This window comes from Crystallibacter degradans (genome assembly GCF_012952295.1).
Lineage (GTDB): Bacteria > Actinomycetota > Actinomycetes > Actinomycetales > Micrococcaceae > Crystallibacter > Crystallibacter degradans.
This window is the reverse complement of record NZ_JABBCH010000001.1, coordinates 235,803-251,651: the sequence shown is the minus strand read 5'-3', so window position 1 is coordinate 251,651 and position 15,849 is coordinate 235,803. Positions and strand designations below refer to the sequence as shown.

Annotated in this window: 14 protein-coding genes; 5 read left to right on the top strand and 9 right to left on the bottom strand. The window is 66.9% G+C overall.

Annotation, left to right across the window (positions count from 1 at the left end; translation table 11 throughout):
• The first annotated feature begins 5 nt into the window (after positions 1-5).
• Positions 6-2,147 (top strand): thioredoxin domain-containing protein, encoded by a 2,142-nt coding sequence (locus HGO92_RS01055; RefSeq protein ID WP_169991077.1) that lies wholly within the window; start codon positions 6-8, stop codon positions 2,145-2,147.
• Here the strand turns inward: HGO92_RS01055 and trhA are convergent.
• Positions 2,144-2,887 (bottom strand): PAQR family membrane homeostasis protein TrhA, encoded by a 744-nt coding sequence (gene trhA, locus HGO92_RS01050; protein WP_169991075.1) that lies wholly within the window; start codon positions 2,885-2,887, stop codon positions 2,144-2,146. The genes HGO92_RS01055 and trhA overlap by 4 nt on opposite strands.
• Positions 2,888-3,048: 161 nt before the next feature.
• Here trhA and HGO92_RS01045 point away from each other — a divergent pair, with 161 nt between their 5' ends.
• Both HGO92_RS01045 and phoH2 read left to right on the top strand, forming a co-directional pair.
• The gene (locus HGO92_RS01045) at positions 3,049-3,810 is read left to right on the top strand and encodes an isoprenyl transferase (protein ID WP_169991073.1); all 762 of its coding nucleotides are present in this window, start codon (positions 3,049-3,051) and stop codon (positions 3,808-3,810) included.
• Positions 3,811-4,078: 268 nt separating this feature from the next.
• Positions 4,079-5,485: an RNA 5'-3' helicase PhoH2 gene (phoH2, locus tag HGO92_RS01040; RefSeq protein ID WP_240974326.1), complete on the top strand. Its 1,407-nt coding sequence runs from the start codon at positions 4,079-4,081 to the stop codon at positions 5,483-5,485.
• 24 nt (positions 5,486-5,509) lie between these two features.
• Here the strand turns inward: phoH2 and HGO92_RS01035 are convergent, their stop codons facing one another.
• From HGO92_RS01035 to HGO92_RS01015, 5 genes are all read right to left on the bottom strand, one after another.
• The gene (locus HGO92_RS01035; RefSeq protein WP_169991071.1) at positions 5,510-6,166 is read right to left on the bottom strand and encodes a GNAT family N-acetyltransferase; all 657 of its coding nucleotides are present in this window, start codon (positions 6,164-6,166) and stop codon (positions 5,510-5,512) included.
• A 47-nt stretch (positions 6,167-6,213) separates the two neighbouring features.
• Positions 6,214-7,725 carry a sensor histidine kinase gene (locus HGO92_RS01030; RefSeq protein ID WP_169991069.1) on the bottom strand — a complete coding sequence of 504 codons (1,512 nt, stop codon included), beginning with the start codon at positions 7,723-7,725 and terminating at the stop codon, positions 6,214-6,216.
• Entirely contained in the window at positions 7,718-8,383 is a 666-nt protein-coding gene (locus tag HGO92_RS01025; RefSeq protein WP_169991067.1) for a response regulator transcription factor, read from the bottom strand. Before HGO92_RS01025 ends, HGO92_RS01030 begins: the two co-directional genes overlap by 8 nt.
• Before the next feature lie 191 nt (positions 8,384-8,574).
• The gene (locus HGO92_RS01020; RefSeq protein ID WP_240974325.1) at positions 8,575-9,516 is read right to left on the bottom strand and encodes an AfsR/SARP family transcriptional regulator; all 942 of its coding nucleotides are present in this window, start codon (positions 9,514-9,516) and stop codon (positions 8,575-8,577) included.
• Between the two features lie 378 nt (positions 9,517-9,894).
• Complete coding sequence (locus tag HGO92_RS01015; protein WP_169991065.1) at positions 9,895-10,803, bottom strand: hypothetical protein; 909 nt, start codon at positions 10,801-10,803, stop codon at positions 9,895-9,897.
• 60 nt (positions 10,804-10,863) lie between these two features.
• Here HGO92_RS01015 and HGO92_RS01010 point away from each other — a divergent pair, with 60 nt between their 5' ends.
• Positions 10,864-11,376 (top strand): prepilin peptidase, encoded by a 513-nt coding sequence (locus HGO92_RS01010; protein WP_169991063.1) that lies wholly within the window; start codon positions 10,864-10,866, stop codon positions 11,374-11,376.
• Between the two features lie 10 nt (positions 11,377-11,386).
• Positions 11,387-11,857: an NUDIX hydrolase gene (locus HGO92_RS01005; protein WP_169991061.1), complete on the top strand. Its 471-nt coding sequence runs from the start codon at positions 11,387-11,389 to the stop codon at positions 11,855-11,857.
• Here HGO92_RS01005 and HGO92_RS01000 read toward each other — a convergent pair.
• The 3 genes from HGO92_RS01000 to HGO92_RS00990 all read right to left on the bottom strand — a co-directional run bounded on the left by HGO92_RS01000 (position 11,829) and on the right by HGO92_RS00990 (position 15,844).
• The gene (locus HGO92_RS01000) at positions 11,829-13,490 is read right to left on the bottom strand and encodes an MDR family MFS transporter (RefSeq protein WP_169991059.1); all 1,662 of its coding nucleotides are present in this window, start codon (positions 13,488-13,490) and stop codon (positions 11,829-11,831) included. The genes HGO92_RS01005 and HGO92_RS01000 overlap by 29 nt on opposite strands.
• A 60-nt stretch (positions 13,491-13,550) precedes the next feature.
• On the bottom strand, positions 13,551-14,204 hold the full coding sequence (locus HGO92_RS00995) for a TetR family transcriptional regulator (protein ID WP_169991057.1): 654 nt from the start codon (positions 14,202-14,204) through the stop codon (positions 13,551-13,553).
• A 209-nt stretch (positions 14,205-14,413) separates the two neighbouring features.
• A complete protein-coding gene (locus tag HGO92_RS00990) occupies positions 14,414-15,844 on the bottom strand; it encodes a class II fumarate hydratase (protein ID WP_074699222.1) in 1,431 nt (476 codons plus the stop codon).
• Positions 15,845-15,849: the final 5 nt, after the last annotated feature.

The following is a 15,849-nucleotide window of genomic DNA, read 5'->3' as shown; positions in this document are numbered from 1 at the left end:
TGATCATGGCCGGCAGACTGCGCAGCGAGGCCTCGGCCTACCTGCGCCAGCATGCCGGCAACCCGGTGGACTGGTGGCCGTTCGGCGACCAGGCTTTTGAGCAGGCACGTCTGCGCGACGTGCCTGTTTTCATTTCCATCGGCTACGCAGCCTGCCACTGGTGCCACGTCATGGCGCACGAATCGTTCGAGGACCAGGCCACCGCGGACGAGCTGAACGAACACTTCGTCAGCATCAAGGTGGACCGGGAAGAGCGCCCCGACGTTGACGCCGTCTACATGGCGGCGACGCAGGCGATGACCGGCCAGGGCGGCTGGCCGATGAGCGTGTTCGCCCTGCCGGATGGCCGCGCGTTCTACGCGGGCACGTACTATCCGCCGCGGCCGGCCTCCGGCATGCCCTCCTTCCGGCAGGTCCTCGCCGCGGTCTCGGAGGCGTGGACCCAGCGGCGCAGCGGCGTCGAGGAAAGCGCCACGGCACTGTCGGAGGCGCTGGGCCGGGCCGAAGACGGCAACCGGCAGCTGCTGGGGAACCTGGTCCAGGTGCCCGACGGCGGGTGGACCGGACAACTGCCGACCTACCTCGAGCAGGGGGTCCGGCTGCTGGCGCAGCAGGAAGACCGGCAGTTCGGCGGCTTTGGCGACGCGCCTAAATTCCCGCCGTCGTCGGTTGTGCAGTTCCTGCTCCGGCACGCGGCCAGCGGCAGTTCCACGGCCGGGCTGGCGGACGGGCTCGCCGGGCGGACGCTGGCGACCATGGCCGGTTCGGCGCTCTACGACCAGCTGGACGGCGGCTTCGCCCGCTACGCGGTGGACCGGCAGTGGTCGGTGCCGCACTTCGAGAAAATGCTGTACGACAACGTCCAGCTGCTGCGGGCCTACGCACAGTGGGCTATGCAGTCCCCACCGGGAGCGGACCGGGAGCTGGGCGCCGCGGTGGCATCGGAAACGGCGGACTGGATGGTGTCGCGGCTCGGCATGCCCGGCGGCGGCTTCGCCTCGTCCTTGGACGCGGACACGGTGGTGGACGGGGTGCACCACGAGGGCGCCACCTACCTTTGGTCGGTGGCCGAGCTCGACGACGTCCTCGGGGCGGACGGGGCCTGGGCGGCGGAAACCATGAACGTCGGGGCGCGGGGCACGGTCAGCGAAATGGGCTCGCCGCTGCATCCCGGACGCCGGCTGGATTCCGCTGAGCAGCAGCGGTGGAACGCGCTCAAGCCCGCGCTGCTGGACGTACGCAACCGCCGCCCGCAGCCGGCGCGGGACGACAAGATCGTCGCCGGCTGGAACGGACTGGCGATCGCTGCCCTGGCCGAAACAGCCGAGCTGCTGGACCGGCCGGACCTGCTGGCGGCAGCCGAGGCCGCAGCGGACTATCTGCTCCGGGTGCACCTTGACGACGGCGGACGCCTTGCCCGGGTGTCGCACGACGGCGCGGCGCAGGGCATCGAGGGGCTGCTGGAAGACTATGCCGGCTGCGCCGAAGGCTTCTTCGCGCTGTACGCCGTAGCGGGAGCGGAACGCTGGTACCGCGCAGCCGAACAGTTGGTGTTGCGGACCCGCGGGCTTTTCCTGCGCGACGGCGTGCTCAGCGACTCCGCGGCCCGTCCTGCACAGCTATCGGCCGCCGCAGGGGAGCGTGGTGCGGCGGATCCGCTGGAAAGCGCCACACCCAGCGGGGCGAATCTTTTCGCCGGGGTACTGCTGACCTACGCCGCCTACAGCGGATCGACCGAGCACCGCGGGTTGGCGGAGAACCTGCTGCAGTACCTGGAACGTGCCGCTCCCAAAGTGCCGCGGGCGGCGGGCTGGGGCATGGCCGTGGCCCAGGCCCTGCTCGCCGGACCGGTGGAACTGGCCGTCGTGGGGGAAGCGGATACGGTCGCGGAACTGGTGCGGGCGGCGCGGAAGGCCGGGCTGCCCGGCATGGCGGTCGCCCGGGGAACTGGGGGAACTGGCCGGAGCGGGGGAGCCGCCGGGGCCGGTGGGACTGCTGGAAACGGCGAGACGGCAGAGAGCGTTGTGCCGCTGCTGGCGGGTCGTCCGGCGCCCGCCGAGGGCGCACTGGCCTACGTGTGCCGGGGCATGGTGTGCCGCCGGCCGGTCGGCAGCGTGGAGGAGCTCGTCGCCGAACTTGCCGGCTAGGAGGCGGCGTCGGCGCCCAGGACGGCCATCATGATGGCGGCGAAGTGGCAGGCGAAGCCGACCACGGTGAACGCGTGGAACAGTTCATGGAAACCGAACCACGCGATCGAGAGGTTCGGTTTCTTCAGGCCGTAGAACACTGCGCCGGCAATATAGAAGGCACCGCCGACGCAGATGAGGATGGTGGCGGCAGGGTCCGCGGAGTAGAAGTCCGGGAGATAGAAAAGTGCGGCCAGACCAAGGCCGATGTAGACCGGCACATAGAGCCAGCGGGGCGCGTGGGGCCACAGCACCCGGAAAGCGACTCCGGCGAGGGCTGCGCACCAGATCAGCCACAGCAGCAGCGTCGCTTTGGGCCGCTCCAGCAGTGCCCAGGCCAGCGGGGTGTAGGAGCCGGCGATGACCAGCATGATGTTGGTGTGGTCCAGCCGCTTGAGGATCAGCTTGGTCCTGGGTTCCCAGTCGCCCCGGTGGTAGACAGCGCTCACGCCGAACAGCAGCAGGCCCGTCAGCGCGTAGATCCCGGAGGTCAGCTTCCCGGCCGGGGTGGGAGCCATGCTGACCAGGATGATGCCCGCGATCAGCGCCAGCGGCGTGGCTCCGGCGTGCAGCCAGCCGCGCAGCTTGGGCTTGATGTTCAGCGCATCGGCGACTTCTTCGACCGCGGACTCGAGGGGGCCGTCGTTTTGTTCCGGGTCCCGGTCATAGGAATCGGGAGGCAAGGTACCGCGAGGAGTCATATGCGCATTCTATTCCAGTGGGATGCGTCACCTCACCGCCACGTGGAGCGGCATTGCCGCTGGATGAAAGCCTGGCCGCAGGCAACCTGGAACGTGGACCGGTAGCGGAAGCGATAGTATTTTCTCCGTTGGTTGCTGACAAGGAAAGGGCGGGTGCACAGTTGAGACTTCCGGCTGTGGTGTACCGCCTCTATGAACGCAAGCTGCAGCGGACCCTGGCACAGGAGCGGATCCCCGGCCACATCGGCGTCGTCGTCGACGGGAACCGCCGCTGGGCCAAGCTCGCCGGCACTCCCACGCGCGAAGGCCATCAGGCCGGCGCGGAGAAGATCCTGGAGTTCCTGGGCTGGTGCGACGAGCTCGGGGTCAAAGTGGTGACCCTCTACATGCTCTCCACCGACAACATGAACCGTTCCGGTGAGGAACTGGAACAGCTCATGGGGATCATTGCCAACACGCTGGACCGGCTCGGCGAGGGGAAGAACGTCCGGGTGAGCCCGGTCGGCGCGCTCGAAACGCTCCCGGAATACCTCAGCGACAAGGTCTGCCAGCTGGCGGAACAGACCAAGGGCGTGGACGGCGTGCACGTCAACGTTGCGATCGGCTATGGCGGCCGCCGGGAGATCGTGGACGCGGTCAAGGGCCTGCTCTACACCGCGGCCCGGGACGGCCAGGACCTGAACTCCGTGGCGGACGCGCTCGATGTGGACGACATCTCCCGCTACCTCTACACACGTGGCCTGCCGGACCCGGATCTGGTCATCCGCACCTCCGGAGAACAGCGGCTCTCCGGCTTCCTGATGTGGCAGAGCGCCTACAGCGAGTTCTACTTCTGCGAGGCGCTCTGGCCCGATTTCCGCCGGCTGGATTTCCTGCGCGCACTGCGCGATTACGCGAGCCGGCAGCGCCGTTTCGGCGCGTAAATAAGCCGGCCACGCGCCGTCGTCGTTCGTTCACCGTGAATTACTCCACAGGTTGCCCAAAAGCAGTTGTGCGGTAAATGACAGGGGCGTAGTTTGGAGCTATCAGTCAGCAAAACCGCAGATTGATCGGGAGGCCACCATATGCCGCTTTTCACGAAGCAGCGGGGGAGGCCGGTAACGGCCAGGTGGCCGGACCGTCTCACCCTGACCCAGATCATTCGGAGCGCCAGCGCTCCGGACGGGAGCTAAAGTGGCCACCACTGAGAATATGAGTCAAGTCGCCGAGACCGGACGCCAGGCAAACGAAACAGATGTTTCTGCTGCGGCGGACGGTCTTTCTGTTGCTGCCCAGGCGGCGGCAGAACCGGCCGGCGGAGCAACGGAGCCCGTGCAGTCCTTTGTGCTGGACACCTCCGTTCTGCTCTCCGATCCGCGGGCGCTGATGCGCTTTGCCGAACATGAAGTCATCCTGCCGGTAGTGGTCATCACCGAGCTGGAGGGCAAGCGGCACGATCCCGAGCTGGGCTATTTCGCCCGCAAGGCGCTGCGGCTGCTGGATGATCTGCGGATTGAACACGGCGGACTCAATATGGCGATCCGACTTGGGGAAGAGGGCGGATCGCTGCGCGTGGAGCTGAACCACATTTCCCCCGACGTGCTGCCGGCAGGTTTCCGGGGCGGGGACAATGACAGCCGGATCCTGGCGGTGGCCAAGAACCTGGCGGACGAGGGCAAGAACGTCACGGTGGTCTCAAAGGACCTGCCGATGCGCGTGAAGGCATCCGCCATGGGGCTGCAGGCGGACGAGTACCGCAACGAGCTGGTCAAGGACTCCGGCTGGACCGGCGTCGCGGAACTGGACGTGCTCGAGGACGACGTCAACAACCTCTACAACCACGAGCCGGTGTTCATTCCGGCGGCCGCGGAAATGCCGGCCAACACCTGCCTGGTGATGCTCTCCAACCGCGGCTCGGCGCTGGGCCGGGTGGGGGCGGATAAGCAGGTCCGGCTGGTCAAGGGGGACCGTGATGTCTTCGGGCTGCACGGCCGGTCCGCGGAGCAGCGGCTGGCGATCGACCTGCTGATGGACCCGGAGGTCGGGATCGTCTCGCTCGGCGGCCGCGCCGGAACAGGCAAGTCCGCGCTGGCACTCTGCGCCGGTTTGGAGGCCGTGCTGGAGCGCCGCGAGCACCGCAAGGTCGTGGTGTTCCGGCCGCTGTACGCGGTGGGCGGCCAGGAGCTGGGCTACCTGCCCGGCTCCGAGTCGGAAAAGATGAACCCATGGGCGCAGGCGGTCTTCGACACGCTCGGTGCCCTGGTCTCCACCGAGGTGGTGGAGGAAGTGATGGACCGCGGCATGCTGGAGGTGCTGCCGCTGACGCACATCCGGGGGCGCTCGCTGCATGACTCGTACGTGATCGTGGACGAGGCACAGTCGCTGGAGAAGAACGTCCTGCTCACGGTGATGAGCCGGATCGGGCAGAACTCAAAGATTGTCCTCACGCACGATGTCGCCCAGCGCGACAACTTGCGGGTGGGCCGCCACGACGGCATCGCCGCGGTGGTGGAGACGCTCAAGGGCCACCCGCTCTTCGGCCACATCACGCTGACCCGATCCGAGCGCTCGCCGATCGCAGCGCTGGTGACGGAACTGCTGGAAGGGGCGGAGATCTAGGGGAGTACCGCTAAGGCCGCCGCTTCAGGCGTCTTCGAGCCCGAGGAAGCGGGCCGCCGCGAGGTGGCCCGCTGTCTTCAGGCTCCAGCTGGGGCGGCGGAATTGTTCCGGTGTCAAGCGCATGCGCTGCATAGTGCGCACGTGGCCGCGGCCGGAGGAATGCCGCCAGACACCGTTGGGCTCGTACCCCAGCGACCGGGAGACGCCCAGAGACGCGGAGTTGAAGTCGAACGCCTCCGATTCGGCAACCTCGGCACCGAGGAAATCAAAGGCGTAAAGAACGACGGCGGTGCGCATCTCGGTGCCGAGCCCTTGCCCCTGCGCGGACTGCTTGAGCCATGATCCCGTGCTCACGGTCCGGGTTTCGGCGAAGGTGGTTGCCATCAGTTCCTGGCAGCCGGTGAAATCGTCCCCCTGCCAGACACCGAAGAGCAGCGACCAGCTGCCGGCCGTGGTTTTGGCTCGTTGGTGCCAGACGTGTGCGGCCGTATTGCGCGGGAGCTCCTCGCGTGGCGCGTCGGTCCAAGGGAAGGAGAAGGGCGAGGCATCCGGATCATGGATCCCGCTCAGCACCGCATCGACCATCGCCGGGATGTGGGCATCCGCAACCGGACGCAGCTGCAGCCGGGGCGTGGTCAGAGTCAGGCCGAGCACGGGCCAGATATCGGTCAGCTGCGTCATTGGTCTTGTCTACCACACCGGTCCTGCCGAGCCGTCGCCCAGTTCTGTCAGGCGGGCAGGCTCACCAGGACCTCGGTGCCTTGCCGCGGGGCAGTGTGCAGATCCAGGCGGCCCCCGGCGGCGGACACGGTGTCCTGCAGGATCTGCAGCCCAAGGTGGCCTTCCGGGGCTCCGGACGAACGCTCGAAGCCTTCGCCGTCGTCGTACACGGCTAGCTGGATCCGGTCGCCGCTCCGGCTGAGTTCGACGCTGATCACGCTGGCGCGGGCATGTTTGATGGCATTGGTGATGGCTTCGCGCGCCGCACGGTACAGCAGGGCCGCTTGCTGCGCATCCGGCGCGGGGTCGCCGACAACCCGCAGGTGCCACTCCAGCCCGCGGGCTCGGACCGGATCGCCGAGGCGCTCGAGGGCGCCGGCCAGACCGAGGTCGGCCAGATCCGGCGGGTACAGCTCGGTGGTGATGCCGCGCAGAGCGCTGATGTTGTCCTGGACCAGCGCCCGCGTCCGGGCGAGGAACTCCTTGGACGGCGGTTGATCCTGCAGTTCGAAAGACTCCAGCGCGTAGGCCACGCCGGACAGATCCTGGATGACATCGTCGTGCAGGTCCCGGGCCAGCCGCTGGCGCTCAAGTTCAGAGGATTCGATGGCGCGTTGGAGCAGTTGACGTCGGGTAGCGCTGTCCCGTTGCAGGCGCCGGGCCATCCGCAGGGCCGGGACCAGCTGGACGAGCTGGAGCACGGCGAGCGCACCGAGCACCGGCGGCAGGATGCCCAGCATCATCTCCCTCTCGTCCGCGCGCACCTCGTCGGGCTGGTAATACGTCTCGTACAGCACGGGTTCACTGCCGGTGGTCCCGGTGGCGACATAGACTTCCAGCATCTCGCCCTGTCCGCTTTCGAAGGTGTTCTCAAAACCGGTCTGGGGCTCAAAGTGGGCGATGCCTGGGTGGTCCCCGGCGAGCAGCTCCTGCTGCCAGGGCTGCAGGTCGAACTGCTGGCCGACCAGCGAGCGTTCATCCGAGTAGATGATGACACCATCGGAACTCCACACCTTGATCCGCAAGATGCGGTGGCGTTCAAACCGTGGCTGAAGCAGCCGGTCCATCCGGTCCAGCGCATTCGGCTCACCGGCCAGCAACCGTTCGTCGATGAACGGGGCCACGGCGAAGTCTGCTGTGCTTTGGGTTCTTTCGATCGCGTGGTCGATGGCTTGCTGGCGCGAGATGGCGCTGGCACCGATGACCACGGGAACCACCACAATCAGCAGCGTCGCCAGGCTGCCGATGAGGAACTTCCAGATCGCCCGCCGCATTTCGGAGTTTTCGGGAACCAGTTGCGGCGCACCCTGGTCGCCGGACCCGGCGGCGCCCGACGGTGCCGGCGTCCATCGCCTCCGCTTCGTCCGGGTGTGTGAAGCGGGCGCAGCGGCGGGGTCTTCGGGCGAAGACGGTTTCGCCGAATCGGACGTTGGCGAAGCGGGCTCCGCCGAGGACCGGGCTTCGGCACTGACCTCTTCCGCGGAGGCGTCGTCGCGTACCCCGCGGGCCCCGCTAGCCATCCCTGTCCGCCGTCAGGAGCCCCAGACGCCCGGCAACGGCGACGGCTTCAAGCTGCGTGTGTGCGTCCAGCTTCGCGAGGATGGATTTCACGTAGCCGCGGCAGGTGTTTTCCGTGATGCCCAGATGCTTCGCGTTGGCCCGCACGTCGTGGCCGGCGGCCATCAGCCCCAGCACCTGCCGTTCACGCTCGGTCAGCGACGGCGTGTCCGCGGGCTGAGTGGCTGAGGGCCGGCTGGCGATGGCCAGCAGGGACGGGTGGATCACCAGGGAACCCGTGCGGGCGTGCCGCAGGGTGTCCAGCAGGGTGGCCAGCGAGCCGTCCTTGGGCAGGAAGCCGCAGATTCCGGTGATGGCCGCGCGTCCAAGAATCTCCGGCGACGGATCCCCTGTGAGCACGATAACGCGCGTCAGCGGATTGTGCGCGAGTATTTGTTCCGCGGCATCGAGCCCGTTGCCATCCGGCAGGTGGTAATCCATCACCACCACGTCCGGTTCCAGCGAGCGGCACAGTTCGACGCCGTCCTTGGCGCTGCCCGCGATACCCGCGTTCTCCAGATCCTCCTGCCGGTCCAACGCATCCGACAACAATTCCGCAAATGTTGTGTGGTCATCAACGACTACAACACGGGCTACATCCCGTGCATTTTCTTCGGTCATAGCAGTGTCCCCAACCCAAGCCCCCCGACACGGTCATAGAGTGAGTATGCTCTATCAGCGTGTGCTTGTACATAGCTTCTTTGCGGCAGCACCGTGGTTCTGCGCCGCCGCCAGGGGTCTGTTACAGACTTTGACGACGGCGCAGCCTGCCTGTTGCTGCGCCCGCACCGTAAGCGGTGCGTACCTGATGCTCAGCTAACGGCGAGTGCTTTGTTGAGGAACGAACTGATGATCCTGCTGGCCGATTCGTGGTTGCTGCCGGTCCTGAAGCCGCGCGACCGCGAGTTCGCCGCCGCCATGGCGCTCTCGCGCAGGGACTGGGCACGCATCCGCTCGTTCAGGTACAGCAGGGCCTCCAGGACTTCGGACAGTTCGCCGTCGGTCTCTGCGGTTTTCTGCAGCAGCCGCACGTGCGCTTCCCGCAGGGCGGGGCCCGGGGCGCAGCCGAGGTCACGGTCCAGCAACCGCCGGCACTTGTCGTAGGCCTGCAGGCCTTCCGCGTAACGGCCGGCGCTTTCCAAGCTGGTGACCAATGCGGACCAGGCCCGTTCGTTCAGCGGCTCCGATGCCACCGCGTGCTCGGACCACTGAACCGCTTCGTGTGCCTGTCCCAGGCCGGCGGCGATTTCGGCCGCCCGGATCTGGGCGGCCGTCACTGTGGCCGTGTGGTGGTCGCGCGCTTCTTCAGCCCATTCCGGTGTGAGCTCGTCGCTAAGCAACGTTCCGGAACCGACGTTCAGCGCCTGCGTCAGCGCGGCATAGGCCTGCTGCGGGTTGCTGTGCTCGGCGAGGTCCACCAGGTCGTTGAAACGCGCCAGGTCAAGTTCCACCAGGGACGGTTCCAGCAGGTAGCCGCCGTTGGCGGTCCGCAGCGGACCGGTCTTGGCGCAGCCTGGCTGGAGATTGCGCCGCAGGACGCTGACGTAGCTTTCCAAGGTGGCCAGAGCCTCGCCCGGAGGCCGGCCTCCCCACAGCAGCTCGACGAGCCGGTCCTTGGAGACCGGAGTACCCAGCTTCAACAGTAGAATTTCGAAGATCTGCCTCGGTTTCGGGCCGCCCAGCGTGGCTGCCGTCAATACGGCGTCGCCACGGCGGACCTGAAGATTACCGATGATCCGAACAGAAATGGGCATGCAATGCCCGGCTAACATTTGCTCCACGATGTCCCCCTCGTAGGTAGCACCCCCAACGAATGCTGGTTCCATCCTCCAGTGCGTTACTGTTCTGCAACAGCCCCCATTGGGGTTGGACCGTTACCCCAATTTTGGGGGGTGGTCTACGTCACAGTGCGCGTTCGAGGTTTTTCCCAAGCCTGTCCAGCGAGAGTGTTCCTACACCTTGAACCTGCAAACGGCCCACGGATGGTCCGCGCCGGCCAAAGGTGCGGCGCCTGACAGCGCCATCCTGGTAAGACCCCGGACCCCGGTTGCCCGCCCCCAACAGCCGGGGTCCGGGCCTGCCTGTGGACCAGGCGACCGCCAACGCCTGCCGGCGCCCGCCGGGCCGTGCCGTCACGCGGTGTGCGGCTGCAGCGGCCAGGGGATGTGCTCTCGCACATCGGTCAGGTTCATGCTGACTTCGACGAAGAGGTCATCGAGCATGTATTCGTCGACGCCCAGGATGCGAAGCGTGTGGCCGCTGCCGGCATCCGGCCCATCCAGCGCGGCCGCGGACACGCAGACGCCGGTCTGCCAGTCGATCCGGACCAGGGAGCGGCCGGGCCCGATCAGCGGGTGCGCCGGGTCAAAGGGCCTGTAGGTCCGGTTCGGCGAGACGACAGCTTCGAGCGCCTTGCGGCCGTTGTAGTCGACTTCAGCGAGCGAGAGTATTTCCACCACATTGGCGTAAGGGACTTCGAACGACACGGGTGCATTGCCCGCCAGCTCTACCGGATCCAGCATGGCGGACCAGCGCCCGTTGCCGAAGACCGGCTCGCCATAGGCCGCCTCCGGTCGCCGCCGGACGAGGTTGATGTCGTTGTACACCGGTGTCACCAGATTCGGCGGCAGCAGCCAGGACTTGCGGGTGGCGCTGACGTAGAATCCGCCTTTGGAATCGTTGATGCCCGTGGTGCTGAAGAGCAGCCGGCCATCCGTCGTCTCAACCCGGAGGGCCGCCGGACGGCGGGTCCAGGCACGCAGCCCGGTGCCCGTGCCGTCGTCGGCAGTGGAGGCAGTGGAGGCAGTGGAGACGCTGGAGGCAGCGGAGGTGTCGGAGGCGGCGGCCGCTCCGCCGTCGTTCGCGGTTGCAGTGTCCGAGGGCCCGCCGTCGTCGTCGGCGTGGACCGCGGGATCATGCGCGAAGACTTCGAAGCGCAGCGTTTCCCATTTCCACGGCGAAGACCGGCACAGGCAGCGGAAAAGCTCCGCGCTCTTCGCAGAGACATCATCAACGTGGTTCAGAATCTCCCCGGCATCCATATCCACAGTGTAAGACTTCACACTGCACCGCGGGCCGGACCGTGAAGTACGTTGGGAACTATGATCCAGGAACTGGCCCGGCTGTGGAGCGTCCACCCGTTGGCCTTCGCCGCGCTGCTGGTTGCCGCGGTCTACCTGGTGGCTACCGGCGCCGTGCTGAGCTGGATCGATCTGCGCACCCACCGGCTGCCCAACCGCATCGTCTTCCCGGCCTATGCAGTGGCGGGAGTACTGCTAACGACGGCGGCGCTCGCCGCGGGTGAGCCCGGCCGGCTGGTGCGGTTGCTCGCCGGGGGAGCGGTGCTGTGGATCTTCTACTTCGCGGTTCGTTTCGTGTACCCCGCCGGGATGGGATTCGGCGACGTCAAGCTGGCCGGAGTGCTGGGACTGTACCTGGGCTACTTCAGCTGGGGGCATCTGCTGGGCGGGACCTTCGCCGCCTTCCTGCTGGGCAGCCTGTACGGCCTGGCCCTGCTGCTGGTCCGGCGTGGCACCCTGAAGTCCAACATCCCCTTCGGCCCGTTCATGATCCTCGGCGCCGTCGCGGCGATGGCGATCCCGCTCGGCTTATAGGGTTGGAACTATGCCTACACCGGACTTCATTCTTCAACTGCGCGAAAAAATCGGCCAGGACCTGTTGTGGCTGCCCGGCGCCACCGCCGTGGTACTCGACGACAGGGACCGGGTGCTGCTCGGCCGGCGCGCGGATAACGGCATCTGGACGCTGATCACCGGGATCCTGGAACCGGGGGAGCAGCCCGCCGTCGGGATCGTCCGGGAGGTGTTCGAGGAAACCGGCGTGGTGGCCGAGGTGGAGCATCTGGCCGAGGTTTTCGCCGGCGGCCCGATGGAATTCGTCAACGGCGACCAGGCGCAGTTCCTGACGCTGAATTTCCGCTGCCGGTACCTTTCCGGCGAGGCCCGGGTGAACGACGACGAGTCCGCCGAGGTGGGCTGGTTCGCCTTGGATGACCTGCCGGAACTGCCCGACTACCACCGTGCCCGGCTCCGCGCGGCACTGCGGGCTACCGGCGTGCCGGAGTTCGTGCGCTGAGACTGCGGGCGCCGTCGTCGTTTTCATCCTTGCGTCCGGCGGCCTGGGCTGCCTCCCGCTCGGCTTCCTCGCCGCCGATTGCCTCGCCGCGGGCGACCATGCCGGCCACGTCGGACAGCGGAATCTGCTTCATGGTGATGGCCAGCACGAGGGCGATGACCAGGAACGGCACGAGATACCAGAAGACCGGCGCGAGGGACTCGGCGTAGGCCGTGACGATGCCGTCCTGGACCTGCTGGGGCAGCTGGCTCATCGCCGCCGGTTCAAGGGTGGCGGTGGCGCTCGCCGCGGCTTCGGGCGAGGCCCCGGAGCCGGTGAACACGTTGGTTAACGACTCCGAGAGGCGGGAGGTGAACATCGCGCCGAAGATGGCGACGCCCAGGGCCGCTCCGACCTCGCGGAAGTAGTTGTTGGAGCTGGTGGCGGTGCCGATCTGGTCCACCGGGACCGAGTTCTGGACCACGAGGACCACTACCTGCATGATCAGGCCGAGGCCGGCGCCGAAGAGGAACAGCTGGGCGCAGATGACCCAGATCGGGGTGCCGGCTTCGAGCGTGGTCATCCACAGCATCGCCGCGATCACCACCGCGCTGCCGGCGATCGGATACGCCTTGTACTTGCCGGACTTGGTGATCGCCAGGCCGGACCAGATGGAGGTACCCATCATGCCGACCATCATCGGCAGCATCAGCAGGCCGGAGACGGCGGCGGAGGTGCCGGAGGACATCTGCAGGAAGGTCGGGACGAACGCCAGCGCGGCAAACATGGCCACGCCGAGGGTGAAACCGATGGCCGTGCTGTTGATGAAGATCGGGTTCTTGAACAGACTCAGCGGGATGATCGGGTCTTCCGCCTTACGCTCCACGAGGACAAACGCGACGGCGGCCAGCAGCATCCCGGCGCCGAAGAGCCAGGTCAGCGGGGCGCCCCAGCCGTAGTCGTTGCGGCCACCGAAGTCGGTGAAGAAGATCATGCAGGCGGTGGCAGCGGACAAGAGTACGACGCCGGCAAGATCGATCCGCTTGTCGGACTTCTTGGTCGGCAGGGTCAGCGCGAAGTAGGCGATCAGGAAGGCAATAATGCCGATGGGAATGTTGATGTAGAAGGCCCACTGCCAGGTCAGGTGGTCTACAAAGTAGCCGCCGAGCAATGGGCCGGCCACTGCGGAGAGGCCGAAGATGCCGCCGAGCGGCCCCATATATTTGCCGCGCTCATTGGCCGGGACGACGTCGGCGATGATGGCCTGGGAGAGGATCATCAGGCCGCCGCCGCCCAGGCCCTGCATGGCGCGGAAGACCACGAAGGTCCAGAAGTCCGGGGCGAACGCGCAGCCCACCGAGGCCAGCGTAAAGAGCGCGATGGCAAAGAGGAACAGGTTGCGCCGGCCCATGACGTCGCCGAACTTGCCGTAGATCGGCATCACGATCGTGGTGGCGAGCAGATACGCGGTGGTGATCCAGGTCTGGTGCTCCACGCCGCCGAGCTGGCCGACGATGGTGGGCATCGCCGTCGAGACGATGGTCTGGTCCAGGCTGGCCAGCATCATGCCGGCGATCAGCGCGGAGAAGATGATCCAGATGCGTTTCTGGGTCAGCAGCAGCGGGCCCTCGGTCCGTGCGGCGGTTGCGGTCATGAAGGTTCCTTGGTGAGGATAGCGGCTGCAGGCTCAGGGTTGTCTGCGGCGACTGGGCGGTCAGGTGGTGGTCGTGTGGGCTGCCGGGTGGATGATGGTGCGGACGGCGTCCACCGCTTCGGTCAGGACCTCGCGGTAGCTGCGGGTGTTCCACGGGGCGAAGAATTCTTCGCCGGCCTGCTTGGAGATGGCGGTCATGACGCCGACAGCCAGCCGGATCCGCAGGTCCTGGGGCAGCAAGCGTTCCCGCGCCGCCAGCAGTTGGGCGAAGGCCTCCTCGGCCTTCGTGGATCCGTGCACGGCCTTGTCCAGGAGCTTGGGTTCGGCCGTGATGGCGTCCCGGAGCCGGACTACGTCCTCCCGGCTCATCGCCAGACGGTCCATCATGGCGCAGGCGAGCTCGATGAAATCGGGCAGCAGGGTCGGCGAGATGTCGTCGGCGGGAAAACCGGCGCCGCCTTCGACGAACACCTGCGCCAGCGCTTCCGGGATGTGGTCCATCGGATCCCCGAGGATGGCGTCCTCTTTGCCCGGAAAGTAGTTGAAGAACGTGCGGCGCGAGATGCCGACTTCTTCGCAGAGCTGCTCGACAGTGAAGCCGTTGACGCCGTGCGCGGCGGTGAGGGCGCGGGCGGCGTCGGTGATGGCCACGCGCGTTGCAGTGCGTTTGCGCTCGCGTCTCCCGCCGCCGTCGTCCTTTGTACTCTCAACCACCGTTGAATTTTTGCACTTTCGCCGCGATAGTGCAATTGAGTGGCCTGCGCCACAGGAGCCAGAGGAAAGCAAAGGTCGGGCGGCAAAGCAAAGTGTCCGGCAGCACAGCAAAGCGCCCCCGGTCCGGCGTGGACCAGGGGCGCTTTGCGTGGTGCAGCAGGTCTGCGCCGGTGGCGCTACCTGTTGCGGTTACTTATGCCTACTTGGGCTTACTTCTGCGGCGGGGTGGTCATGGACAGCACGTCCAGGGCCTTGTCTAACTGCTCTTCGGTCAGTTCGCCGCGCTCGAGGAAGCCCAGTGCCACGACGGACTCGCGGACGGTCAGGCCTTCCTTGACCGCGTGCTTGGCGATCTTGGCCGCGTTCTCGTAGCCGATGTACTTGTTCAGCGGGGTCACGATGGACGGGGAAGCCTCGGCCAGGAAGCGGGCGCGCTCCACATTGGCGGTCAGGCCGTCGATCATCTTGTCGGCCATGACGCGGCTGGTGTTGGTCAGCAGGCGGATGGACTCGAGCAGGTTGGCCGCCATGACCGGGATACCGACGTTGAGCTCGAAGGCGCCGTTGGTGGAGGACAGGGCGATGGTGGTGTCATTGCCGATGACCTGGGCGGAGACCATGATGGCGGCTTCGCAGATGACCGGGTTGACCTTGCCGGGCATGATCGAGGACCCGGGCTGCAGGTCCGGAATGGCGATCTCGCCCAGGCCGGTGTTGGGGCCGGAGCCCATCCAGCGCAGGTCGTTGTTGATCTTCATGAACGAGTAGGCGATGTTGCGCAGCTGGCCGGAGGCTTCGACCAGGCCGTCGCGGTTGGCCTGGGCCTCGAAGTGGTCGCGGGCCTCGATCAGCGGCAGGCCGGTGTCGGCTGCGAGCAGCTCGATCACGCGGGCGGAGAAGCCGGCCGGGGTGTTGATGCCGGTGCCGACGGCGGTGCCGCCCAGGGGGACCTCGGCGACGCGGGGGAGCGAGGCGTTGATGCGCTCGATGCCGTAGCGGACCTGTGCGGCGTAGCCGCCGAACTCCTGGCCCAGGGTGACCGGGGTGGCGTCCATCAGGTGGGTGCGGCCGGACTTGACGACGTCCTTGAACTCCACGGCCTTGCGCTCCAGCGAGGCGGCCAGGTAGTCCAGCGCCGGGATCAGGTCATTGATCAGCGCGGAAGTGGCGGCAACGTGGACCGAGGTGGGGAACACATCGTTGGAGGACTGCGAGGCATTGACGTGGTCGTTGGGGTGGACCACCTTGTCGCTGCCGGACTCCTTGAGCGACCGCGAAGCCAGCTCGGCGAGGACCTCGTTGGTGTTCATGTTCGACGACGTGCCGGAACCGGTCTGGAACACATCGATGGGGAAGTCGCCGTCGTACTTGCCGGAGGCGACCTCGTCGGCAGCGGCCTCGATCGCCTTGGCCAGCTCGCCGTCGAGCACGCCCAGTTCGGCGTTGGCGGTAGCGGCGGCCTTCTTGATCCGGGCCAGCGCCTCGATGTGCGCGCGTTCCAGCGTCTTGCCGGAGATCGGGAAGTTCTCGACGGCGCGCTGGGTCTGCGCCCGGTAGAGGGCGTTTACCGGGACGCGGACCTCGCCCATGGTGTCGTGTTCAATGCGGTACTCAACGGAGTCGGCAGTAGTGGAAGTCATGCCCC